The 21,612-nt window shown below is 73.8% G+C and carries 21 protein-coding genes; 11 read left to right on the top strand and 10 right to left on the bottom strand.

The window, feature by feature from the left end:
* The first annotated feature begins 52 nt into the window (after positions 1 to 52).
* Entirely contained in the window at positions 53 to 787 is a 735-nt protein-coding gene (locus BTM25_RS19180; RefSeq protein ID WP_103564219.1) for an AMP-binding enzyme, read from the top strand.
* Here BTM25_RS19180 and BTM25_RS19175 read toward each other — a convergent pair.
* Complete coding sequence (locus BTM25_RS19175; RefSeq protein WP_103564218.1) at positions 729 to 2,369, bottom strand: GNAT family N-acetyltransferase; 1,641 nt, start codon at positions 2,367 to 2,369, stop codon at positions 729 to 731. The two genes, BTM25_RS19180 and BTM25_RS19175, sit on opposite strands and share 59 nt — an antisense overlap.
* Positions 2,370 to 2,379: 10 nt before the next feature.
* On the bottom strand, positions 2,380 to 3,354 hold the full coding sequence (locus tag BTM25_RS19170) for an LLM class flavin-dependent oxidoreductase (protein ID WP_103564217.1): 975 nt from the start codon (positions 3,352 to 3,354) through the stop codon (positions 2,380 to 2,382).
* A 43-nt stretch (positions 3,355 to 3,397) separates the two neighbouring features.
* Here BTM25_RS19170 and BTM25_RS19165 point away from each other — a divergent pair, with 43 nt between their 5' ends.
* From BTM25_RS19165 to BTM25_RS19155, 3 genes are all read left to right on the top strand, one after another.
* Positions 3,398 to 4,891, top strand: coding sequence for a 3-hydroxybutyryl-CoA dehydrogenase (locus BTM25_RS19165; protein WP_103564216.1), 1,494 nt, complete (start codon positions 3,398 to 3,400; stop codon positions 4,889 to 4,891).
* A 19-nt stretch (positions 4,892 to 4,910) separates the two neighbouring features.
* Entirely contained in the window at positions 4,911 to 5,222 is a 312-nt protein-coding gene (locus BTM25_RS19160) for an ATP/GTP-binding protein (protein ID WP_103564215.1), read from the top strand.
* A 64-nt stretch (positions 5,223 to 5,286) separates the two neighbouring features.
* Positions 5,287 to 6,009 carry an alpha/beta hydrolase gene (locus BTM25_RS19155; RefSeq protein WP_103564214.1) on the top strand — a complete coding sequence of 241 codons (723 nt, stop codon included), beginning with the start codon at positions 5,287 to 5,289 and terminating at the stop codon, positions 6,007 to 6,009.
* 1 nt (position 6,010) lies between these two features.
* On the opposite strand, the gene BTM25_RS19150 is transcribed toward BTM25_RS19155, so the two are convergent.
* The 3 genes from BTM25_RS19150 to mce form a co-directional block, all read right to left on the bottom strand.
* Entirely contained in the window at positions 6,011 to 7,369 is a 1,359-nt protein-coding gene (locus tag BTM25_RS19150) for an AI-2E family transporter (RefSeq protein WP_235828485.1), read from the bottom strand.
* A 176-nt stretch (positions 7,370 to 7,545) separates the two neighbouring features.
* Positions 7,546 to 8,841 carry a DivIVA domain-containing protein gene (locus BTM25_RS19145; protein ID WP_103564213.1) on the bottom strand — a complete coding sequence of 432 codons (1,296 nt, stop codon included), beginning with the start codon at positions 8,839 to 8,841 and terminating at the stop codon, positions 7,546 to 7,548.
* 346 nt (positions 8,842 to 9,187) lie between these two features.
* Positions 9,188 to 9,616 carry a methylmalonyl-CoA epimerase gene (gene mce, locus BTM25_RS19140; RefSeq protein ID WP_103564212.1) on the bottom strand — a complete coding sequence of 143 codons (429 nt, stop codon included), beginning with the start codon at positions 9,614 to 9,616 and terminating at the stop codon, positions 9,188 to 9,190.
* A 116-nt stretch (positions 9,617 to 9,732) separates the two neighbouring features.
* Between mce and BTM25_RS19135 the strand changes: the two genes are divergently transcribed.
* Entirely contained in the window at positions 9,733 to 10,917 is a 1,185-nt protein-coding gene (locus BTM25_RS19135; RefSeq protein WP_103564211.1) for an acetyl-CoA C-acetyltransferase, read from the top strand.
* A gap of 3 nt (positions 10,918 to 10,920) precedes the next feature.
* On the opposite strand, the gene BTM25_RS19130 is transcribed toward BTM25_RS19135, so the two are convergent.
* Positions 10,921 to 11,580: a DUF4230 domain-containing protein gene (locus BTM25_RS19130; protein WP_103564210.1), complete on the bottom strand. Its 660-nt coding sequence runs from the start codon at positions 11,578 to 11,580 to the stop codon at positions 10,921 to 10,923.
* Between the two features lie 101 nt (positions 11,581 to 11,681).
* Between BTM25_RS19130 and BTM25_RS19125 the strand changes: the two genes are divergently transcribed.
* Positions 11,682 to 12,005, top strand: a complete 324-nt coding sequence (locus BTM25_RS19125) for a DUF3817 domain-containing protein (RefSeq protein ID WP_103564209.1) — start codon at positions 11,682 to 11,684, stop codon at positions 12,003 to 12,005.
* Here the strand turns inward: BTM25_RS19125 and BTM25_RS19120 are convergent.
* Together BTM25_RS19120 and BTM25_RS19115 are read right to left on the bottom strand one after the other, a co-directional pair.
* A complete protein-coding gene (locus tag BTM25_RS19120) occupies positions 11,945 to 13,450 on the bottom strand; it encodes a hypothetical protein (protein WP_205648149.1) in 1,506 nt (501 codons plus the stop codon). The genes BTM25_RS19125 and BTM25_RS19120 overlap by 61 nt on opposite strands.
* Positions 13,443 to 14,288: an ATP-binding cassette domain-containing protein gene (locus BTM25_RS19115; protein WP_235828484.1), complete on the bottom strand. Its 846-nt coding sequence runs from the start codon at positions 14,286 to 14,288 to the stop codon at positions 13,443 to 13,445. The genes BTM25_RS19120 and BTM25_RS19115 overlap by 8 nt, the downstream gene beginning before the upstream one ends.
* Before the next feature lie 470 nt (positions 14,289 to 14,758).
* On the opposite strand from BTM25_RS19115, the gene BTM25_RS19110 reads away from it, so the two are divergent.
* Together BTM25_RS19110 and BTM25_RS19105 are read left to right on the top strand one after the other, a co-directional pair.
* Positions 14,759 to 15,724, top strand: coding sequence for a tetratricopeptide repeat protein (locus BTM25_RS19110; RefSeq protein WP_168212156.1), 966 nt, complete (start codon positions 14,759 to 14,761; stop codon positions 15,722 to 15,724).
* A gap of 236 nt (positions 15,725 to 15,960) precedes the next feature.
* Positions 15,961 to 17,364, top strand: coding sequence for an NAD-dependent malic enzyme (locus BTM25_RS19105; RefSeq protein ID WP_103564206.1), 1,404 nt, complete (start codon positions 15,961 to 15,963; stop codon positions 17,362 to 17,364).
* Between the two features lie 16 nt (positions 17,365 to 17,380).
* Here the strand turns inward: BTM25_RS19105 and BTM25_RS30020 are convergent, their stop codons facing one another.
* Complete coding sequence (locus tag BTM25_RS30020) at positions 17,381 to 18,022, bottom strand: hypothetical protein (protein WP_205648148.1); 642 nt, start codon at positions 18,020 to 18,022, stop codon at positions 17,381 to 17,383.
* A gap of 170 nt (positions 18,023 to 18,192) precedes the next feature.
* Between BTM25_RS30020 and BTM25_RS19095 the strand changes: the two genes are divergently transcribed.
* The 3 genes from BTM25_RS19095 (at position 18,193) to BTM25_RS19085 (ending at position 20,925) form a co-directional block, all read left to right on the top strand.
* Entirely contained in the window at positions 18,193 to 18,765 is a 573-nt protein-coding gene (locus BTM25_RS19095) for a YqgE/AlgH family protein (protein WP_103564736.1), read from the top strand.
* A 10-nt stretch (positions 18,766 to 18,775) separates the two neighbouring features.
* A complete protein-coding gene (locus BTM25_RS19090) occupies positions 18,776 to 19,027 on the top strand; it encodes a DUF3039 domain-containing protein (RefSeq protein ID WP_205648147.1) in 252 nt (83 codons plus the stop codon).
* Between the two features lie 152 nt (positions 19,028 to 19,179).
* Positions 19,180 to 20,925, top strand: coding sequence for a DEAD/DEAH box helicase (locus tag BTM25_RS19085; protein ID WP_103564735.1), 1,746 nt, complete (start codon positions 19,180 to 19,182; stop codon positions 20,923 to 20,925).
* Positions 20,926 to 20,927: 2 nt separating this feature from the next.
* Here BTM25_RS19085 and BTM25_RS19080 read toward each other — a convergent pair whose 3' ends face one another.
* Positions 20,928 to 21,542: a hypothetical protein gene (locus BTM25_RS19080; RefSeq protein WP_103564204.1), complete on the bottom strand. Its 615-nt coding sequence runs from the start codon at positions 21,540 to 21,542 to the stop codon at positions 20,928 to 20,930.
* Between the last annotated feature and the right edge of the window lie 70 nt (positions 21,543 to 21,612).

The raw sequence follows: 21,612 nt of genomic DNA, 5'->3' as shown, positions 1-21,612 counted from the left end.
TTATCGTGCCGTCCGGGTCGTTCGTGGCATCATCCCCGTCCGGGAGGTGGGGATGGCCTACGACGACGTCGAGGCGGAGCTGGACCGGCACCCGGACGTCCGCGAGTGCGCGGTCACGACCATTCGTGCCAGTGGCGGCCGGAAAGTCCTGGTCGCCTACGTCGTCAGCGCGGACCCGGCCCTCGACGCGCAGAAGGTCCGGTCGTTCCTGCGCGGCCCCAAGGTGCGCTCCGCCCGGATCCCGCGCGCGGTGATTCTTGTGGACGAGCTGCCGCGCCGGCCGTCCGGCAAGGTGGCCCACGACGATCTGCCGCTGCCGGTGCTGCCCGGCGAGGCGCGCGGCGGCAAGGGCGCCGCGATGGGCGACGGGGAGCGCGTCGGCGTCCTGCTCGGCGTGGCCGCCGCCGTGGCGCTGTTGTCGCTCCTGCTGACGGACGCGATCTGGCCCGGTTCGACGGACGTGTCGGCCGTGCCCGGCCCGTGGTCCGGGTTCTTCCGGGGACTCTATCTGGCGGAGTCGCTGGCGTTCGGGCTCGGCGTCGCGTTCCTGATGTTCGGGTATCCGATGCTCGACCGGTTCGACCGGCCCCGGTGGCTGACCGTCCTCGCGCACCTGGCGGTCGGGTGGCTGCTCGCGTCGTGGTGGCCGCAGGACAACTCCTACCGGCTCACCGGCAAGACGGACTGGGGGTCGCAGGCCGCGCTGGTCTACGGGTTCAACGTCACGCTCATGCTCGCGGCGGGCGTGCTCGTCGCGTTCGCGTTCGCCCGGCACCGCGACGACTGACGTCCAGGTCCCGGAACATCGCGCCGAGGGCGCGGTTCGCGTCCCGGACGGCCTGCGTCGCTTGGTCGAGGGCTTCGGGCGTGCGGGCGGCGAGCGCGACGCCGAGGTAGGGGACGGGGTCGAACGCGGCCGTCGGGATCGTCACGACGAGCACGGCGCCCGCGTCCGCGCACGTCCGGGTGAGGCGTTCGACGTGGCGGCGCAGCGCGGGCGGGGGCAGGCGGGCGCCGAGCGGCACGCGGTCCAGCGTCCGGACGAGGTGGTCGCCGCCGCGCAGCCGGTCGAACGTCGCCTTGAGGTGGAACGCGACGGCAGGGCCGGTGAGGCGCAGATTGATCTCGGTGGGGGCGAGGCGGCCCGTCCGGGCGGTGACGAAGTCGACGTCGTACCAGCCGCGATAGCCGTCCTCGGCGAGCACGCGGCCGACGTGGACGCCGAACGTCTCGGCCGTCGTCGCGACGCCGCCCGGGACGCGGCCGACGGTGACGCCCCGGTACGCGGTTCCGGCGACGTCCATCAGCCCGGTCCCGACGGGGTGGACCGTCCCGGCGCCGTCGATGAACGCGTCGAACGTCGGGTCGGGGAAGCGGTCGTCCTTCGCGACGTGGTCCTCCACCAGCAGGCCCGCGACGCGGCGGGGGAGACGCCCGCCGGGGGTCACGACGCGCGTCCCGGACCCGCCGACGCCGTACTCCGCCTTCAGGACGAGCGGCCCTCCGGCCAGCTCCCGCGCCAGCGCACGCCGCGAGCGCACCGGCCGGCGCGCGGGGACGACGATGCCGGGGTGCTCGGGCGCCAGCGCCGTGAACAGCGCGTGCGCGTGGCGCTTGGACTCGTAGTGGCGGATGGCGGCCATGACCTCGGGGGTTCCCGACGTGCGGCCCCACGGGACGACGCGCCCGCCCGCGACATGGGTGAGCGCCGGGACGTCGTCCCAGCCGAGCGCGGCGGCCGTCGCGCGGAGCCACCAGTCGTCCACGCGCTCGGGCAGCACCAGCCCGGCTGGCATCGGCCCGCAGAACATCACCATGCACGAGTAGTGGTCCGGACGCTGCGGGACGCGGCAGAACTGGCCGTTGAACGCCGCGACGTTCCCGACCCGGACGTCCGGGCCGCCCGCCGCCCACGCCCGCGCCCACGCGGGCTCCGGCGGGACCGGCCACGCCGTGAAGACCGGCAGGCCCGCGTCCGGCGCGGCGGGCTCGGCGCCCATCGCGCGGTAGAAGCCCGCCGCGTGCGGGTCCGACCGGACGGTCACGCGGGCGAACCCCTGCCGTCCGGCCTCCGCCAGGACGTGCCGGTACAGCAGCCGTCCGACGCCGGTCCGCAGGGCGCGCGGTTCCACGAACAGCAGGCCGAGTTCGCCGTCCGGGGGGTCGCCGTCCAGGGTGGCGACGCCGGCGACGGTGCCGTCCCGCTCGGCGACGACCGCGCGCCGCGCCGCGACGTCCCCGGGACGCAGCCTCAGCTCGTCCCGGCACGCCGCCAGGAACGCCGCGTCATAGCCCCAGTGGGCCTTGGACCGCAGGACGAGCGCGCTCAGCGCCTCCGCCTCGTCCGGCCGCGCCGCCCGCACCCGCATGCCGCCCAGGCTAGGACCTGAGCCGGGGGAGCACCTCGGTGCCGAGACGTTCGAGGTTCTCCAGCGTCGCCGCGGCCGAGCCCGCGCCCTCGACCAGGAACATCAGCCGGTCGATGCCGGTCGCGTCGATCGTGGCGCGGATCGCGGCGGCGCACTCGTCCGGGCCGCCCACCGGATGCGTCGCGCAGAGCCGCCGCACGTACGCCTCCGGGTCGCGGGACGGGCGCGGACGGCCGTCCACCGGGACATAGCCGTCCAGACCGGGGCCGAGCCAGCGCGGCATCTCGCGCAGCAGCAGCTCCGTCGCCGCCGCCCGCGACGCGCCGACCTGCGCGAGATGCGCCGACACGTGCGGCGCCGGGACGCCGTGCCGCGCGACCGCGCGAGCCTTCTCGGCGTCGTCCACGTGCATCCCGAGCAGCATCGGCAGGCCGCGCGCGGCGGCGACGGCCTCGGTCTCCGGCGACGTGCACGCCACCACGACCGGCGGCGGCGTCGCGGCGCGCGGCACGACCGGAACGTCGCGGAACGCGAAGTGCTCGCCCGTCCAGCCGACGCGCTCGGACCGCAGCCACGCCAGCAGCAGGTCCAGCGCCTCGGGGAAGCCCGTCTCGTAGCGGGCGAGGCCCGTCCCGAAGACCTCCAGGTCCTGCCAGGGACCGCCGCGCCCGACGCCGAGCGCGAGCCGTCCGCCCGAGACGAGCGAGAGCAGCGCCGCCTCCTCGGCGACCGCGACCGGATGGCGGGCCGGGAGCACCGTGACGGCCGTGCCGACGGTGATCCGCCGGGTTCGTCCGAGCAGGTGCCCGGCCAGCGTCAGCGCCGACGGGATCACCCCGTAGGACATGAAGTGGTGCTCGGCGAGCCACACGTCGTCGAACCCGGCACGCTCGGCGGCCACGGCCGCGCGGACGGTCCGGTCGAGCGACGCGGCGTCGTCCTCGCCGGGGAAGCGGGCGGCCAGCAGGAAGACTCCGAAGCGCACCTCCGGGTCATACCCCGCGCGACCCCTCTGGGAGACTGCGGGCATGAGCACGGTTTCCTTCAGCAAGGTCGGTGTGGTCGGACTCGGGACGATGGGCGCGGGCATCGCGGAGGTCGTCGCGCGGGGCGCCCTGCCCGTCGTCGGGATCGAGATCAACGCGGACGCGCTGGAGCGCGGACGCGGCCACCTGGAGAAGTCCACCGGACGGGCCGTCAAGCGCGGCAAGCTCACCCCCGACGGGCAGCGCGAGATCCTGGACCGGATCGAGCTGTCCACCGACTTCGCGGCGCTGGCGGACTGCGATCTCGTGATCGAGGCCGTCCCGGAGCGGATCGACCTCAAGCGCCAGGTGTTCGCGCGGCTGGACGAGGTGTGCCGGGCGGACGCCGTGCTCGCGACCAACACCTCCTCGCTCTCGGTCACCGAGATCGCGGTCGCCACGAACCGGCCGACCAAGATCGTCGGCGTCCACTTCTTCAACCCCGCGCCGGTGATGAAGCTGGTCGAGGTCATCACGACCGTGCTCGCCGAGCCGGCCGCCGTCGCGGGCGTCGCCGATCTCGTCACCAAGCTCGGCAAGACGCCGGTGACGGTCGGGGACCGCGCCGGTTTCGTCGCCAACCGCCTTCTGTTCGGGTACCTGAACCAGGCGACGGCGATGCTGGAGAACGGGCACGCGACCCGCGACGACATCGACGTCGCGATGAAGGCCGGCGGCGGGCTGCCGATGGGACCGTTCACGCTCATGGACCTGATCGGGCTCGACACGTGCCTCGGCGTCCTCGACGCGGTGTACGCCGAGTCGCGCGACCGCCGCCACGCGCCGTCGCCGCTGCTGCGCGAACTGGTCGCGGCCGGGCTGCTGGGCCGCAAGACCGGACGCGGCTTCCACGCCTACGACGGCGCGCCCGCCGAGACGGTCGAGACCTCGGCCGCCGCGCCCGCCGTCGCGGTCCTCGGCGCCGTGCCCGGCATCGAGGGCACCGCCGACCCGTCCGCCGCCGAGCTGGTGATCGTCGCCGAGGACGCCGCCGTACCCGACGCCGTCAAGCCCGGCACGGTCATCGCGTTCCTCTCGGCCGGGCCCGTCGCCGACCGCGCCGTCGCCACCGGACGCCCCGGCGACGTCGTCGGCCTCTGGTTCCCCGAAGCGGGCACGCCGCTCGCCGAGATCGCCGTCACCGCGCTCACCGACCCGGCCGCCGCCGACCGCGCCGCCGCCCTCCTCGCCGCGCTCGGCCGGACGCCCGTCCGCTGCCGCGACCGCGCCGGCCGCATCGTGGACGCGCTGCGCTTCCCTTACCTCAACGACGCCGCCCACATGCTCGGCGCGGGCTACGCCGACGCCGCCAGCATCGACGCCGCGATGACGCTCGGCTGCGGCTACCCGACCGGCCCGGTCGCCGACCTGGACCGTCTCGGCACCGCCCGCGCCGTGACCGTCCTCGACGCCCTCTACGACGAGTCCCGCGAACCCGCCCTCGCCCCCGCCCCGATCCTCCGCGAACACGCCACGGCCGCCCGCCCCCTCCGCTGACCGGAATATCCTGGTCCGCATGAGCCCCCGCAAGAACCGGCGTGACGTTCCGGGGCGCCGGGCGTCCGGCGCGGCGTGGAACACCGGTGTCGAGGACGGGCCCGACGGTACCTGGAACGTTGTTCCGGTTCCGGGTGCCCGTGCCGTGAAGCCGTACCGGTGTCCGGGGTGCGACCAGGAGATCGCGGCGGGCGTCCCGCACGTCGTGGCGTGGCCGGCCGACGGGCCGGGCGGGACGGACGAGCGGCGGCACTGGCACACGCCGTGCTGGAAGGCGCGGACGCGGCGCGGGCCGCGCGTCCAGCGGTCGCGCAACGCCCCGCGGTACTGAGAGCGGCTCTGGGCGGGTTCCGGGTCGGTGTCGAGCCGGTTGTCAGCGGTACTGAGAGGACGTCATGGCGGAGATCCGGGCCGGTTCGGTGCTGCCCGCGCGGCGGGAGGACATCGTCCTGGAGACGGCCGACGGGCTGAGGCTCGTCGGGGAGATCGCCCTGCCGCCGGAGCGGGAGCCCGTCGCCACGCTGCTGTGCCTGCACCCGCTGCCGACGGCCGAGGGCATGATGGACAGCCACCTGCTGCGGAAGGCGTCCTACCGGCTGCCCGCGCTGGCGGACGTGGCCGTCCTGCGGTTCAACACGCGCGGCACGTCGTCGCCGCGCGGGACGAGCGAGGGCGTCTTCGGCGACGGCGAGACCGAGCGGTACGACGTCGCCGCCGCGCTGGAGTACGCCGAGTTCCACGACCTGCCGCACCCGTGGCTGCTCGGCTGGTCGTTCGGCACCGAACTGGCGCTGAAGTGGGGGCGGGACCCGGTGACGGAGGGACTGATCCTGCTGTCACCGCCGCTGCACCGCGCCGCCGACGCGGACCTGGACGCCTGGGGCGCGGACGGCCGTCCGGTCGTCGCGCTGATCCCCGAGTTCGACGACTACCTGCGCCCCGCCGAGGCCGCGAAGCGGTTCGCACGCGTTCCGCAAGCCGACATCGTTCCTGTGGACGGCGCCAAGCACCTGTGGGTGGGCGAGAACTACGTCCGGATCGTCCTGAACGAGATCGTCCGCCGCGTTGCGCCCGCCGCCTTCCCGCTCCCCACCGAGTGGGCCGACCCCGAGGCCTGACCTACTGCTGCTCCTGCCGGGGCAGCACGACCTCGCGGATCAGCAGCGCGATGGCCGCCGCCGTCGGGATCGCGATCAGCGCGCCGACCACGCCGAGCAGCGTGCCGCCGACCAGGGCCGCCACGATCGTCACGGCGGGCGCGACGTCGACCGTCCGCTTCATGACGCGCGGGTACACCAGGTAGTTCTCGACCTGCTGGTAGATCACGTAGAAGACCACGGCCGCGATGCCCTCGTACGTCGACCCGGTGAGGAACACGACGAGGCACACGATCACCGCGCCGATCGTCGCGCCGACCAGCGGGATCAGGTCCGTCACCGCGACGATCAGCGCGAGCGCCAGCGCGTACGGCACCCCCATGATCTCCAGGAAGACGTAGGACGTGAGCCCGGCGATGAACGCGATCGTGAACTGGCCCGCGACGTAACCGCCGATGCGCTCCAGGATCTCGTCCCCGAGCAGCGCCACCCGCGCCCGCCGCGAGCGCGGCGCGAGCTGGTAGGCGAACGTCTTGATCTGCGGCAGCGACGACAGGAAGTACAGCGTCAGGATCAGCACGGTGAGCGTCTGGAACGTCCCGCTCAGCGCGACCTTGCCCGCGTCGTACAGCCGGTTCAGCAGGTCCGTCTGGAACCCGGGCTCGCTGATCTTCTTCTGCGCCTGCTCCAGCAGGTGGTACCGCCGGTCCCAGTCCGCGATGCGGCGGTTGTTCTGAAGCTGGGTGATGTAGTCCGGGATGTTCTGGACGAGCTTGGTCACCTGCTCGGTCAGCGGCGGAATCAGCGACGCCACGAACCCCGCGAAGAACAGCAGCACGCCGAGGAACACGACCGCGACGGCCCACCCCCGCGACAGCCCGAGCCGCTTCAGCCGCTCCACCGCCGGGTTCAGCCCGACCGCGAGGAACAACGCCACGACGATCATGATGAGCACCGACTTGGCGCTGGTGATCGACCGGACGAGCATCCACGCCGTGATCACGCCGAGCGCGGCGGTGAACCCGAACCGGAACGGATGCGCGGCGAGCGGCGCGCCCGGCCGCCCGAACGGGAACCGCTGGTCCACCCCCGCCTCGCGCTTGCGCTGCTCGACGTCATGCGCGGGATCGGGCACGACCTCGTCCCCGACCACCGCGACCGCCTTGGGCGACGCCAACGGCACGGCGGCCGGCGCGGGCTCACCCGGATCCGACGCATCGGCCCCGTCCCCGGCCCGCACACCACCCCCGGCCCCCACAGCCACGCGCTCACCCTCCGCGCCCGCCTCAGCAGCGGATGTGGCGTCGTCCGCTTGGGGGGTTGGTGCGGGCACGCCGGACTCGTCGTTCGGCGTGTGCTTCGGCAGCGGCTCGTCGGCCACGGGTTCTCCTCTTCCCCACCCGCCGCCCGGGAGGCGGCCGGTCCCACCACGCCAACTTAGGCGCTTCCCGGCTGAGATGGCGAAAAGCCCGGAGGCGTTCCACCTCCGGGCTTCGCGTTTCACTCGGCTGCCCGCGTTCGACGGCTCGCGCTCGGCACGCGGTCAGCGGGCGAGGGTCACTCCTGCCACCAGTCCTCGTCGTCCTCGTCCTTCTTCGCCTGGGGCTTGGCGGGTCCGGGCTTGGGGGCGGGCTTGGCCGGGGCCTGCTTGGGCTCGGGCTTGTCCGCCGGGGCCGGCGGGGCCTCCTCGACGCCGCCGAGCGCGGGCATCGCGGGGGCGACGCCGCCGATGAGCTGGCGGAGCTGGCTGAGGTGGCTGTTGATGTTGTCGCGCTGACGGGTCAGCTCGTCCACCTGGCGCTGCGCGGCCGTCCGGACGCGGTCGGCCTCGGCCTTGGTCTCGGCGAGCAACTGCTCGGCCTGCGACTTGGCCTCGGCGATGACCTGGTCGGAGTTCTTGCGGGCGTTCGCCATGAGCTGCTTGGCGTGCGCGTCGGCCTCGCGGCGGGTCTGGTCGGCCTGCTGGGTGGCCTTGGCCGCCCGCTGCTCGGCGGACGCGGCCCGCTGCTCGGCCTCGGCGACGAGCTTCTGCGTGGCGGCCTGGGCGTTGGCGTGCCGCTCGGCGTCCTGCCGGTCGGCCTCCTCGCGCCGGGCGGCGAGCTGGATCTCGAACTCGGCCTCGGCCTGCGCCCGCTGCGCCTCGCTCTCCTCCAGGATGCGCTGCGCCTGGGCGCGCATCTCGTCGGCCTGGCGCTTGGCGGTCGTGAGGACCTCGTCGCGCTCGCGCTTGGTGGACGCGCGGAGCTGGGCGACCTCGCGCTCGGTCGTGGTGCGCAGCTTGGCGATCTCGCGCTCGGCGGACGCGCGCTTCTCGGCGACCTCGTGGTCGGCGGTGGCGCGCAGCTTGGCGACCTCGCGCTCGGTGGTCGAGGTCAGCTCGTCGGCCTCGCGCCGGGCGGACGTGCGGACCTCCTCGGCCTCGCGCTCGGCGGCGTTGCGCAGGTCGTCGCCCTCGCGCTGGGCCGTGGCGCGCAGCTCGGCGGCCTCGTTCTCGGCGGTGGCGCGCAACTCGGCGGCGTCGACCTTGGCGGCGGCCTTGATCTCGTTGGCCTCGCTGCGGGCGGCCTGGACGAGCTCGGTCGCCTGCTCCTCGGCGAGCCGCAGGAGCTGCTCGATGCGCGCTCCGAGTCCGGAGTACGTCGGCCGCTCCTGCTCCTGGAGCTGACGGTGGGCGTCCGACAGCTCTCGCTGCAGTGCCCCCGTCTGTTCACGGTTCTTCCGCACCTCGTCGTCGAGCTGTTTGATGTGCTCGTCGACCTGGTGCCGGTCGTAGCCGCGGAGCACCACGTCGAACTCGCGTGGGGGCGTGTCTTCGAAGAAGTTGCTGAGCTGGGCGTCGATGTCGGACTGCATGTGGCTCAATCCTGATGTGACGGGGCAACGGTGGTTCCGGGGACCGCCGGTTGATCGCCTGGCTGAACGGGCGGATGCCCCAGACCTCTTCCGGCGAAAGAAGCGTACTCCGAGCACTGCCGTGTTGGGGGCTCATCTGAACGCACTGCGCGTTTTGTCGTCTTTGCCCGTGCGGCGGTGCTCGTTACAGCTCGTGTACCCCCGGCCCCCCAAAAGCACCAGAGGTGTCCGAAGAGTTACAGAGGGGTACGCCGCGAGCGCGTGATCAACGTTGTGATATCGAACACATCACGAAATCGACGCGTCCGTCCGGACGCTCCGATCACGCGCCCACGGCCCCGCCGCGTCAGTCCCCGGCCTTCTCCACCAACTCGGTCAGAACGCCGTGCGCGTCCTTCGGGTGCAGGAACGTGATCCGCGACCCGAGCGAGCCCCGGCGCGGCTTGTCGTACAGCACCCGGACGCCCTTGGCCGCGATCCCGTCGGCCTCCTCCTGGACGTCCCCGTCGGTGCCGAACGCGATGTGGTGGACGCCCTCGCCGTTCTTCGCCAGCCACTTGGCGACGGTCGAGTCGTCCCGGATCGGCTGGATGAGCTGGAGGTAGCTCGCCGCGCCGTCCCCGGTCTCGTTGATCTTCAGCATGGCCTCCTTGACGCCCTGCTCCTCGTTCACCTCGTAGTGGACGTCGTCGAACCCGTAGGTCTCCCGGTAGAAGGCGACGGTCGCTTCGAGGTCGTTGCACGCGATGCCGATGTGGTCGATGCGGGTGAGCATGGGGGCTCTCCTCCGGAAGGCCGCGGAACGGTCCGCGGCAGGGCGGTGGGCAGGGCAAAAGGTGCTCGTGGGTATGGTGGCAAACGTCGCCGCCGAACCTCGCTGGAGGCCCCCTGATGTCTGCGAACTCCGTGATCGTCGCCGGAGCGCGAACCCCGATCGGCCGGCTGCTCGGCTCGCTCAAGGACTTCTCCGCCGCCGACCTCGGCGCGCACGCGATCAGGGCGGCGCTGGAGCGGGCGGGGATCACCGGCGAGCAGGTCCAGTACGTGATCCTCGGGCAGGTGCTCCAGGCGGGCGCGGGGCAGATCCCGTCGCGGCAGGCGGCGGTGAAGGCGGGCATCCCGATGACGGTCCCGTCCGTCACGATCAACAAGGTGTGCCTGTCGGGCCTGGACGCCATCGCGCTCGCCGACCAGCTCATCCGCGCCGGGGAGTTCGACATCGTCGTCGCGGGCGGCATGGAGTCGATGACGCAGGCGCCGCACCTGCTGCCGAAGTCGCGCGGCGGGTACAAGTACGGCTCGGTCGAGGTGCTGGACCACATGGCCTACGACGCGCTGACCGACGCGTTCGACGGCGTCTCGATGGGCGAGTCCACCGAGAGCCACAACGGACGGCTCGGCCTGACCCGCGAGGACCAGGACGCGTTCTCCGCCCGGTCCCACCAGCGCGCCGCCGCCGCGCAGAAGAACGGCCTGTTCGACGCCGAGATCGCCCCGGTGGAGATCCCGCAGCGGCGCGGCGAGCCGGTCGTGTTCGCCGCCGACGAGGGCATCCGGCCGGACACGACCGCCGACTCGCTGGCGAAGCTGCGGCCCTCGTTCAGCAAGGACGGCACGATCACCGCGGGCTCGTCCTCGCAGATCTCCGACGGCGCCGCCGCGGTCGTCGTGATGTCCAAGGCCAAGGCGGAAGAGCTGGGGCTGACCTGGCTGGCGGAGATCGGCGCGCACGGCAACGTCGCGGGGCCGGACAACTCGCTGCACTCCCAGCCGTCCAACGCGATCCGGCAGGCGCTGGCCAAGGACGGCCTGGACGTCGCCGACCTCGACCTGGTGGAGATCAACGAGGCGTTCGCGGCGGTCGGCGTCCAGTCGACCCGCGACCTCGGCGTCGACCCGGACAAGGTGAACGTCAACGGCGGCGCGATCGCGCTCGGGCACCCGGTCGGGATGTCGGGGGCGCGGATCGTCCTGCACCTGGCGCACGAGCTGAAGCGGCGCGGCGGCGGCGTCGGCGCGGCCGGGCTGTGCGGGGGCGGCGGCCAGGGCGACGCGCTGATCATCCGCGTCCCCTGACGGTCACCGCACCGCGCCGACCTGGACGGTCACGCTCGTGAACCCCAGTGCTCCCAGCATGTTCACGAGCATCGACCGGGTGTTCCGGTCGGCGTGGGCCTGGAGCCCGCTGCGCGCGGCGGCGTCCTGGATCTTCTGCGCCGCCAGCACGTAGAGCTGCTGCTGGTTGTTCGGATTGCCGCTCAGGGCGTCACCGAGGCGGTTCGTCAGGCCGCGCGAGGTGGAAACGGCGTAACTGGCCTTCGGGTCCAGGCTGGCGCGGTCCAGTTGCGCGTGCGGCAGGACGATCGTCGCGGTCTTGCGGTCCTCGCTGACCCGGACGGCCCCGGAATTCAGTTTCGAGAAATCCACGTACGCGTTCACCGACCCGGAGCCGACGAACAGCGTGCGCGTGCCGCGAATCGCGCTCGGCAGGTATTTGCTGTCCTTCTCCAGGTCCACGATGACCTGGAAATCACCGCCCGCCGCCTCGTACCGGCTGAGGTCGCGGATCGACTCCAGCAGGGCGGGGCCGCTGCGGTCCTTGGTGGTCTCGGCGAACGGGTTCAGCCAGCCGGGCAGGTGCAGCGTCCGCTGCGCGACGAGCACGACCGCGACGGTCACGACGATGAGCGCGAGCACGGCACCGTACCGCTGGACGGAACCACGGGGGGATGGGTCCATGCCCCGGTGCATTCCCCTACGGATGCGGGCGAACCGCGCGGTGTGACGGGCGGCATAGCCGTCCCGGAAACCCGGGTGCGCGCCCGCGCGTTGGGCCGGGCGTGGACAACGTGCGCGCGTTCCGGATCGTCTCGATCGCCGAGGCGGTCTCCTTCCTGGTGCTCCTGCTGATCGCCATGCCGCTGAAGTACGCGGCGGACGCGCCGGCGGCGGTGTCGATCGTCGGACCGATCCACGGGGTGCTGTTCCTCGGTTATGTCGGGATGGTCTTCCTCGTCCGTCCGGTGCTGGGCTGGAACGGCACCCGGACGGTGCTGGCGCTGCTCGCCGCCGTCCTGCCCGTCGCGCCGTTCCTCGTCGAGCGCTACTGGACCTCGTCCTCCCAGGAGGCCGAGGCGGCGGGCGTCGGCGGCGCGGGGGCCTGAGAACGCCGCGCGGGCACGGTGGGCCGGGGGGTCCCGCCGTGTCCGCGCGGGTGCGCCGTCCGGCGGATGCGCGACGGCGTTCCGTCCGCCGGCGGGGCCGCGGGCCGGGGGGCCGGGCGGTTCACGACCGCCGATACCGGCACGCGCGGCACCTCGATCCGCACCGGCTTGCGCACCCCGAGGACGTGGTCGAGCGAGGGCTCGCGCGCGGGGAACGACGACGCGTCCAGCGCGCACGTCCGGTAGTCGGCGTAGTGGCCGCGCAGCCAGTCGCGGCGCCGCTCCTCGCTCCACGACGCGAACCGGCGGGCCGTGGCCGCGTCCGGGACGGGCGGCGGGACGGCCCCGGCCAGCCAGGCGTCCACGAGCGCGCGGTACTGCCCGGCGCCCGGCGCCGTGCAGGGCCTGGCGGCCAGGCCGTCCAGGATCTGCCGGACGGCGCGGTCGGCGTAGCCGAAGGTCAGCGCGTCCTCCAGCCGGACGGCCGCGACGCCGCCCGCGACCCCGGCGGGCTCGCGCGCCGGCCGCTGCTCGACGCGGGTGAACGCGCCGGGCGTCCCGTTGAGGCGGCTGGCGAGCGGGGTGAACGCGGCCGTCAGCGCGGGCAGCGCCTCCCGCAGCGCCGGGTGCACGCAGACCTCCAGCGGCCAGACCTGGCAGGTCAGCTCGGTCGGCGCGGGGTCGACGACGCGGTCGCCGGACGTGTGCAGCCGCACCGTCGCGACGCCCACGGTGAGCAGTGCGAGGGCCAGCGGCGGGACGAGCGCCCGCCGCCGGTCCAGCCACGCCGCGTAGCCGAGGACGAGCGCGGCCGTCAGCCCGAGCGACCACACCGTCTGGTCGGCGAGGACTTCGGAGCGCAGCCCGGTGAACAGCCCGACCCGGTCGTAGACGCCGGGCGGGAGCATGCTCCACCAGGACCGTCCGGGCTGGCGCAGCAGCGCCCACGGCGCGGCGGCGGCGAGCACGAGGAACGGCGTCGCGCGGCGCGGCAGGACGCGTCCGGCCAGGTACCCGGCCACGACGTGCAGGACCAGCGCGGACGCCCCGGCGAGCGGCCCGAGCGGACTGGCCCGGCCCGCCTCCTGGCGCGTCAGCGTCTCGGCCGCGACGACCAGCGCGACCGCAGTGAACGCGACGACCGCCGCCGACGCGAGCAGCAGCAGGTCCAGCAGCCCGGCCGTCGCGGGCGAGCGCGTCGTGAGGTCGCGCAGGAAGTCCAGGCTCCGCTCGCGGACGGCCGCCCACGCGGCCAGCGCCGCCGCCGCCGGGCCGACGAGCCGCGCGGCGGTCAGCATCGCGACGATCGAGTCGTCCCAGTAGGCGACGCCGGGCGTGAGCGCCGGCCAGGCGGCCAGGCAGCCCACGACGGCCAGCACGGGGACCGCGACGAGCAGCGCCGTGCGGCGGGCGTCCTGGCGGAGCACCCGTCCGAGTTCAGACACCGGCCGTGCTTCCCGCGGGCGTCCGGCCCGCGCGGACCCGCGCCGGACGGCCGTCGGCCGCCGTGCCCCGCGCCGCGTCGCCCCGCGCGTCGCTCGCGCCGCGCGCGGTGGCCCGCGCCGTGGCGCGCGTCGTGCGGCGGACCGCGCCGCGGAGCGCACGCGTCATCGAACCGCCGAAGGAACGTGCCAATGGGCCGCCGGCGGTCGGATCGGCGTCGCCGGAGTCGCCGGGCCGGGTGCCGACCGGGACGGACGTCCCGTCGGTCAGCCGCCCGCGCGCGAGCGTGAGGACGCGGTCGCACCAGCCGCCGAGGTCGTCCTCGGCCTCGGCGGTGACGATGACCGTCGGGGCCAGCGACCGCAGCAGCGGGATCAGCTCCCGCGCCGCCGCCGCGTCCCCGGGACGCCCGGTGGACAGGCCCGCGAGCGGTTCGTCCAGCAGGACGAGGTCCGGTTCGTGGACGCACGTGGCCGCGAGCCCGGCGCGCAGCCGGACGTCCGGCGGCAGGTGCGCCAGTTCGGTCCCGGCCGCGTCGGCGAGGTCGAGGCGTTTCAGCGCCGCCCGCGCGGCGGGTGCGCGCATTCCTTTGTAATAGGCGGCGTAACCGACGAATTCGCCCGCCGTCATGTTCGCGGCGAAGGAGATGCGGGCGGGCAGATATCCGACCCGTGCGCGTATGGCGCGCAGCCCGGCGGAATTCCCCGCGTCGTGCCCGAGAATCCGCAGCGCGCCCGTGCTCGGTCGGCGCAGCGTCGCGAACGTGGCCAGCAGAGTGGTTTTCCCCGAACCGGGTTGACCGGCCAGGCCGACCACGCCTTCGGCGACGCCGAAGGCCACCGGGCGCAGGAGCCACCGCCCCCCGCGGCGGACTCCCATCCCTGCGGCCACGATCGCGGAGAAGTCCGCGACCATGTGTCTTTTACCCCCCGTTGCATCGCCCGGCGCCGCGACGGCCGTGTGCGGGCGGTGCCCGCGGCCGTTCCCCCCTGCCGCCGGCGGCCGTATAAGGCCGCTCGGTTCCGGCGGCACGCGCCGCCGGTCACGCCGGGCATCGACATTGCGACTATAACCAGCCTTGGTTATCGCTGTCAGCCCGCTTTTGGTGTTGGCCGCAGGGTACGGGATTCTTTGCCTAACCGGAAAGGCATTGTTTCGCGATGATGTCCCGCTCTGTCCGCACGGCCCTTTCCGGTCCGTGTTTCCTCCGGGATGGACGGCCCGTCCGGTTGATCGGCGGCCGGGCCCGGCCGGGCGCGGGTCGGGCGACGGACGCACCGGCGGGCGCGGTCATGAGGCAGGATGGACCCATGCCTTCTCGGGACTTTTCGTTGTACGGGGCCGTGGATCTCGGCGCCCGGCAGGCCGCCGTCAAGAAGCGGCAGGAACGGCAGCAGGCCCCGGCCTCCGCGCAGGCCGCCCCGCAGGCCGCCGGCGACCCCGGCTCCGCCGCGTACGTCGTGGACGTCACCGATCAGACGTTCAACACCGAGGTCGTGGAGCGGTCGCAGGCCGTCCCGGTCCTCGTGGACTTCTGGGCCGAGTGGTGCGAGCCCTGCAAGCAGCTCGGCCCGATCCTGGAGAAGCTGGCGGCCGAGGCGGCGGGCCGGTGGGTCCTCGCCAAGGTCGACATCGACGCGAACCCGCAGCTCGGCGCGTACATGCAGCAGATGGGCGTGCGGGGCATCCCGTTCGTCGCGGCGGTCGTCGGCGGGCAGCTCCTGCCGTTCCTCAACGGCGCGGCGCCCGAGCCGCAGGTCCGGCAGGCGATCGACCAGCTCTTCGAGGCGCTGCGCAAGGAGGGGCTGCTCGCGGACGAGCCCGAGGGCGAGGCCGCGCCCGGCGCCCCCGCCGGCCCCGCGCTGGACCCGGTGCTCATCGAGGCCGAGGAGGCGCTGCAGACCGGCGACCTCGCCACGGCCCGCGACCGGTTCGCGGCGCTGCTGGCCGCGAACCCGCGCGACGAGCAGGCCCGCAGCGGCCTCGGCCTGGTCGATCTCAGCGAGCGCATCCAGGACGTGGACGCGACGCGCGCCGTGGCCGACGCCGACGCCGAGCCCGCGAACGTGGCCCTGCAGCTCGCCGCCGCCGACGTGGAGATGGTGGGCGGGCAGGTCGAGGCCGCGTTCGACCGGCTCGTCGCGACCGTCCGGCGCACCGCGGGCGACGACCGGGACGAGGCCCGCAAGCGCCTGCTGTCGCTGTTCGACATCATGCCCGGCGATGACCCGCGCGTGACCAAGGCCCGTCGCGCCCTCCAGTCCGCCCTGTTCTGACCCGTCGCCCGGTTACGGGCGGGGCCTGGGGTTTTGGGGGTCGGTCGCACCGGGTGAGCGTATGCTCGGGAACAAGGACCGCGCCCGCGCCGGCCGTCCCGGACGTCGTCCGGATCGGCCGGCAGCGCCCGATCCGCGGCTCTGACGTCCCCGTGTGACCGGCCGGGGCGAGCCCGGCGCACGCAGGCGGCCGACGCCGGGGGCGGTCGTGTCCGAGGATCGACGGGAGCAGTGTCGTGGCCAGCGTGCCCAGCGTTTCGTACTCCATCACCGTCCGGCTGGAGGTCCCGGCGGGCGGCAAGGCCGTCAGCCAGATCACGCACGTGGTCGAGAGCGCGGGCGGGATCGTCACCGCCCTCGACGTGAACACCGCGGGCCACGAGACGCTCCGGATCGACGTGACGATCGCGACCCGCGACACCGCGCACGCCGAGGAGATCGCGGCGGCGCTGGAGCGCATCGCCGACATCAAGATCCACAAGGTCAGCGACCGGACGTTCCTCATGCACCTCGGCGGCAAGATCGAGATGCAGTCCAAGGTGCCGCTGCGCACCCGCGACGAGCTGTCGATGGCGTACACGCCGGGCGTCGCGCGGGTGTCGCTGGCCATCGCGCGCAACCCCGAGGACGTCCGCCGCCTGACGATCAAGCGCAACAGCGTCGCGGTCGTCACCGACGGGTCGGCGGTGCTCGGGCTCGGCAACATCGGGCCGGAGGCGGCGCTGCCGGTCATGGAGGGCAAGGCGGCGCTGTTCAAGCGGTTCGCCGGGATCGACGCGTGGCCGATCTGCCTGGACACCCAGGACACCGACGAGATCGTCCGGACCGTCCAGATCCTGGCGCCCGCGTTCGGCGGCATCAACCTGGAGGACATCTCGGCGCCGCGCTGCTTCGAGGTGGAGGCCCGCCTGCGGGACCTGCTGGACATCCCGGTCTTCCACGACGACCAGCACGGCACCGCGATCTGCGTGCTGGCGGCGCTGACGAACGCGTTGCGCGTCGTCGGCAAGGGCATCGGCGAGGTGCGCATCGCGATGGCGGGCGCGGGCGCGGCGGGCAGCGCGATCCTGAAGCTGCTGCTGCACGCGGGCGCGAAGGACGTCGTCGTGTGCGACTTCAAGGGCGCCGTCCACCTCGGCCGCGACGACCTGGACGACTCGCTGCGCTGGATCGCCGAGCACACCAACACGAGCGGCTACGCGGGGGACCTGCGCGGCGCCGTCCGGGACGCGGACGTGTTCGTCGGCGTCTCGGCGCCCGGCATCCTGTCCGGCGCGGACATCGCGACGATGCGCGACGACGCGATCGTGTTCGCGCTGGCCAACCCCGAGCCGGAGGTCGCGCCGGACGAGGCCCGCGAGCACGCCGCCGTCGTCGCGACGGGCCGCAGCGACTACCCGAACCAGATCAACAACGTGCTGGCGTTCCCCGGGGTGTTCCGGGGGCTGCTGGACGCGCAGGCCGACGGCGTCACGCTGGAGATGCTGGCCGCCGCCGCCAAGGCGCTCGCCGAGGTCGTCGCGCCGGACGAGCTGGGCCCGAACTACATCGTCCCGAGCGTGTTCCACCCGGACGTGAGCGCGCGCGTCGCGGGCGCGGTGCGCGAGGCGGCGGGCGGCCGTCCCCGCAGCGAGGTCTGAGGCCGGGGCCGCGCCGCTAGTCCTTGGCGAAGATCTTCTCGCGGCGGCGCGGCCACACCCCGCCGTACCAGAGGATGATCGCGCCGGTGATCAGGGCGGCGCCGCCGGTCGCGCCGCGCGCCCACAGGACGCCGTCGTCGGGGCCGGTGTGCGGGAGCCGGTCGGGCTTCTTGGCGGGCGGGGCGGCGTGGGCGTGCTTGCAGTTGGCCTTCAGCGTCCGCCCCTTGACGACCAGGTCGTGCGACGTCACCCGCAGGTTGGTCGTCTTGTCCTCGCGCAGGGTCAGGGTCGTGCTGCGGCTGGCGCCGGGCTGGAGGGAGCCGTCCAGCGTGCCGGGGCCGTCGTCGCGCTTGATGACGTAGTCGGCCTTGGCGGCGGCGTTGTTGTGGATCTCGATCTTCACCTCGCGCGACGGGCAGGACACCCCGCCGATCGTCACCGCGAGCGGGGCCGTCGGCACCGGGACGGGCTTCTTGCCCGCCTTCGGGGACTTCGTCCCGGTCGGGGAGCCGGACGGCGAACCCGACGGCGAGGGCGACGGTGAGGCGGACGGCGACGCGGCGTCGGACCGGGTCGCCCACTTCACCAGCGGTGGAACCGCGATCAACAGTCCGATCACGAAGAACACCGCGGCGATCACGACCCTGGGCAACTGCATCTCGCGTCCTCCCCGGCCCGCCACCGCACCGTCCGGCGGGCGTCTGATGATCGTAATGATTCTTCCCGGACCCTCTCAGTCTGCCGATATCCGTGGCGATAGGAAGCCCTTACAGCGCAACGTCCGGGGTGCCGTTCCGCGCGGCCCCGCGCTCCCGCATCATGGACGTCATGGATGACGGCATCAGGGTCGGACTGCTGCTGGTTGCCACGCCGCAGCTCGAGGACCCGAACTTCAAGCGGACGGTCGTCCTGGTCGTGGAGCACGACGCCGACGGAGGTACGCTCGGGGTCGTCCTCAACCGGCCGACGGAGGTCCCGGTGGACCGCATCCTCCCGCCCTGGGCCGAGTTGGTGACCGGGCCGCCGTTCGTCTTCCAGGGCGGACCGGTCGCGCTGGACAACGCGCTCGCGCTGGCCCGGCTGCCCGGCGACGGGGAGCCGCTCGGGTGGCGCGGGCTGGACGCCGCGGAGGTGGCGCGGGTCGGGCTCGTGGACCTGGACGCCCCGCCGTCGCTGCTGGCCGCCGAACTGCTCCAGCTCCGCGTCTTCGCCGGCTACGCGGGGTGGTCGGCGGGGCAGTTGCGCAAAGAGGTGGAGGAGGGCGCCTGGTACCTGGTGCCCGCCGAGTCCGGGGACGTCTTCGCGGGCGACCCGTCCCGGCTCTGGCAGGAGGTCCTGCGCCGGCAGGGCGGCGACCTGGCCTTCGTCTCGACTTTTCCGGACGACCCCACGCTGAACTAAGGTGGCGAACGTGAGCACGAAGATCCTTCCCGAGAGCGACACCCGGCCCGACCTCTCCCATGGCGACGGCGACCACGAGCGGTTCGCCCACTATGTGAAGAAGGCCAAGATCACCGAGAGTGCGGTGAGCGGGACGCCCGTGATCGCCCTCTGCGGCAAGGTCTGGGTGCCGAACCGCGACCCGAAGAAGTTCCCGGTGTGCCCGGAGTGCAAGGAGATCTACGAGTCGATGCAGTCCGGCGGCGGCCAGGGCGACGACTGACCTGCGGTTTCGCGGCCCCGGTCCGGTGTTGTCCGGGCCGGGGCCGCGCCGCGTCGCGGGGGAGACTCGCCACATTCGGGCGGCGGGGCGCGCGTTCTGTCGGTGGTCCTCGGTAGCCTTCAGGGACCGTGAGCACCTTCGCCGCACCCGACATGCCCCCGGCGTTCCCCGAACGCGCCGCCTGGGGGACCGCGTCGTCCCTGCGCGCCTGGCAGCAGCAGGCGCTGGAGGCCTACTTCGGCCCGGACGGTTCCGCGCAAGGCCCGCGCGACTTCCTGACCGTCGCGACGCCGGGCGCGGGCAAGACGACGTTCGCGCTCCGGCTGGCGCGGGAGCTGCTGGAGCGGCGCATCGTCGTGGCGATCACGATCATCTGCCCGACCGAGCACCTGAAGCGGCAGTGGGCCGAGGCCGCCGCCCGCGTCGGCATCAAGATCGACCCGGAGTACCAGAACGGGCAGGGCGCGGTCGGCCGGGAGTTCCACGGGATCGCGGTGACGTACGCGACGGTCGCGGCCCGTCCGCCGCTGCACCGCAACCGCACCGAGGCGCGCAAGACGCTGGTGATCTTCGACGAGGTGCACCACGCGGGCGATGGGCTGTCCTGGGGCGACGCGGTGCGCGAGGCGTTCGAGCCCGCCGCGCGGCGCCTGGCCCTGTCCGGAACGCCGTTCCGGACGGACGTGAACCCGATCCCGTTCGTCCAGTACGAAGAGGGGCCGGACGGCATCCGCCGCAGCCGCGCCGACTACACCTACGGCTACGGTCCCGCGCTCGCCGACGGCGTCGTCCGGCCGGTGATCTTCCTGGCGTACGCGGGGGAGATGCGCTGGCGGACGCGCGCCGGCGACGAGATCACCGCGACGCTCGGCGAGCCGCTCACCCAGGACCAGACCGCGCAGGCGTGGCGGGCCGCGCTCGACCCCAAGGGCGACTGGATCGGCCAGGTGCTCGCCGCCGCCGACCGGCGGCTGACCGAGCTGCGCCGCGCCATCCCGGACGCGGGCGGGCTCGTCATCGCCACCGACCACGAGACCGCGCGGGCGTACGCGAAGATGCTGCGGGCCGTGTCCGGGCAGGGCGCGACGATCGTGCTGTCGGACGATCCGGGCGCGTCCAAGAAGATCAAGCAGTTCGCCGACTCCGACGACCGGTGGATGGTCGCGGTGCGGATGGTGTCCGAAGGGGTCGACATTCCCCGGCTGGCCGTCGGGGTCTACGCGACGTCCACCAGCACGCCGCTGTTCTTCGCGCAGGCCATCGGGCGTTTCGTGCGTGCGCGGCGGCGGGGTGAGACGGCGTCGGTGTTCCTGCCGTCGGTGCCCACGCTGATGGGGCACGCGGCCGAGATGGAGACCGAGCGCGACCACGTCCTGGACCGTCCGGTCCGCGAGGACGGCCTGGACGACGACCTGCTCGCCGAGGCCAACCGGCAGCGCGACACCCCCGACGCGGTCGGGGAGGAACTGGCGTTCGAGACCGTCGAGGCGTCGGCGACGTTCGACCGCATTCTGTACGACGGCGGCGAGTTCGGGATGCAGGCCGCGCCCGGGTCGGCCGAGGAGGAGGAGTTCCTCGGCATCCCGGGGCTGCTGGAGCCCGAGCAGGTGGGGCAGTTGCTGCGCAAGCGGCAGGCCGACCAGATCGCCCGGGAGCGCAAGACCAAGACCGGCGACCCGCGGCAGGACCGGACGGCCGCCGAGGACCTGCACGCCCTGCGCAAAGAGCTGAACGGGCTCGTCGGGGCGTGGAGCCACCGGACGGGCCAGCCGCACGGCGTGATCCACACCGAGCTGCGGCGCTCCTGCGGCGGCCCGCCGCTGGCGCAGGCGTCCGGCCCCGAGGTGCGGCGGCGGATCGAGAAGATCCGCGAGTGGGCGGCCCGCCGCCGGACCTGAGGTCAGGCGAGGACGGCCGGGTCCACGAACTCGGGGTTCCGCGCGGACGGGTAGCTGCCGTCGCCCTGCTCCTCGGCGTGGAGGCGTCCGATCAGGGCGAAGAAGGCGCTCTCGGCGGGGCGCAGGGCCTCGATCACCTCGGTCAGGTCGTGGCGGGGCCGGAAGCGCGCGGTGGTGCGGCCGATCGCGAGGCAGGCGAGGCGGCCGTCCCACTCGGGCGGGCAGAGGGAGCCGGACGTCTCGGCCCAGAACAGCGCTTCGGCGTCGCCGGTGGCGTTCCGGCCCGCGGCGGCGAGCGCGAGCAGCGCCATGTGGACGGACCAGCGGTCGAAGCCGAAGTGGAACAGGTACGCCTCCAGGGCGTCGTCGCGGTGCCGCAGGACCACCGCGCCGTGGCCCTTGACGATCTGCTCGGCGAACAGCGAGCGCGGGGTGCGGCCGTCGCGGTCGAGGTCCCAGTCGTCCTCGGGGCTCTTGCCGTCCCAGAACCAGCCCGTGTACATCGCGCCGGGGTCGTCGATCGCGTCGGCGGCGGCCGGGATCTCGACGTCGAGCCAGTGATCGAACCCGTCCCGCGTCATCGGGATCCGGGCGGCCACCATGAAGCTGTCGGACACGTCGCCTCCTTTTCCGGGAAGCCTGCCACGTGCCTCTGACAAAGCGCGCCGCGCGGTCGGGGCCGCGCGG

Origin of the sequence: Actinomadura rubteroloni (genome assembly GCF_002911665.1) — a bacterium.
GTDB lineage: Bacteria > Actinomycetota > Actinomycetes > Streptosporangiales > Streptosporangiaceae > Spirillospora > Spirillospora rubteroloni.
The sequence above is the reverse complement of the archived record's forward strand: the minus strand, read 5'-3'. Positions and strand labels throughout refer to the sequence as shown.

What these genes read in the sequence shown, in the direction of transcription:
- BTM25_RS19110 (WP_168212156.1), top strand. Translation starts at nt 14,759, where the DNA reads ATGCCTTCTCGGGACTTTTCGTTGTACGGGGCCGTGGATCTCGGCGCC.
- BTM25_RS19135 (WP_103564211.1), top strand. Translation starts at nt 9,733, where the DNA reads ATGTCTGCGAACTCCGTGATCGTCGCCGGAGCGCGAACCCCGATCGGC.
- BTM25_RS19160 (WP_103564215.1), top strand. Translation starts at nt 4,911, where the DNA reads ATGAGCCCCCGCAAGAACCGGCGTGACGTTCCGGGGCGCCGGGCGTCC.
- BTM25_RS19155 (WP_103564214.1), top strand. Translation starts at nt 5,287, where the DNA reads ATGGCGGAGATCCGGGCCGGTTCGGTGCTGCCCGCGCGGCGGGAGGAC.
- BTM25_RS19175 (WP_103564218.1), bottom strand. Translation starts at nt 2,369, where the DNA reads ATGCGGGTGCGGGCGGCGCGGCCGGACGAGGCGGAGGCGCTGAGCGCG.
- BTM25_RS19095 (WP_103564736.1), top strand. Translation starts at nt 18,193, where the DNA reads ATGGATGACGGCATCAGGGTCGGACTGCTGCTGGTTGCCACGCCGCAG.
- BTM25_RS19180 (WP_103564219.1), top strand. Translation starts at nt 53, where the DNA reads ATGGCCTACGACGACGTCGAGGCGGAGCTGGACCGGCACCCGGACGTC.
- BTM25_RS19145 (WP_103564213.1), bottom strand. Translation starts at nt 8,841, where the DNA reads ATGCAGTCCGACATCGACGCCCAGCTCAGCAACTTCTTCGAAGACACG.
- mce (WP_103564212.1), bottom strand. Translation starts at nt 9,616, where the DNA reads ATGCTCACCCGCATCGACCACATCGGCATCGCGTGCAACGACCTCGAA.
- BTM25_RS30020 (WP_205648148.1), bottom strand. Translation starts at nt 18,022, where the DNA reads ATGCAGTTGCCCAGGGTCGTGATCGCCGCGGTGTTCTTCGTGATCGGA.
- BTM25_RS19165 (WP_103564216.1), top strand. Translation starts at nt 3,398, where the DNA reads ATGAGCACGGTTTCCTTCAGCAAGGTCGGTGTGGTCGGACTCGGGACG.
- BTM25_RS19085 (WP_103564735.1), top strand. Translation starts at nt 19,180, where the DNA reads ATGCCCCCGGCGTTCCCCGAACGCGCCGCCTGGGGGACCGCGTCGTCC.
- BTM25_RS19130 (WP_103564210.1), bottom strand. Translation starts at nt 11,580, where the DNA reads ATGGACCCATCCCCCCGTGGTTCCGTCCAGCGGTACGGTGCCGTGCTC.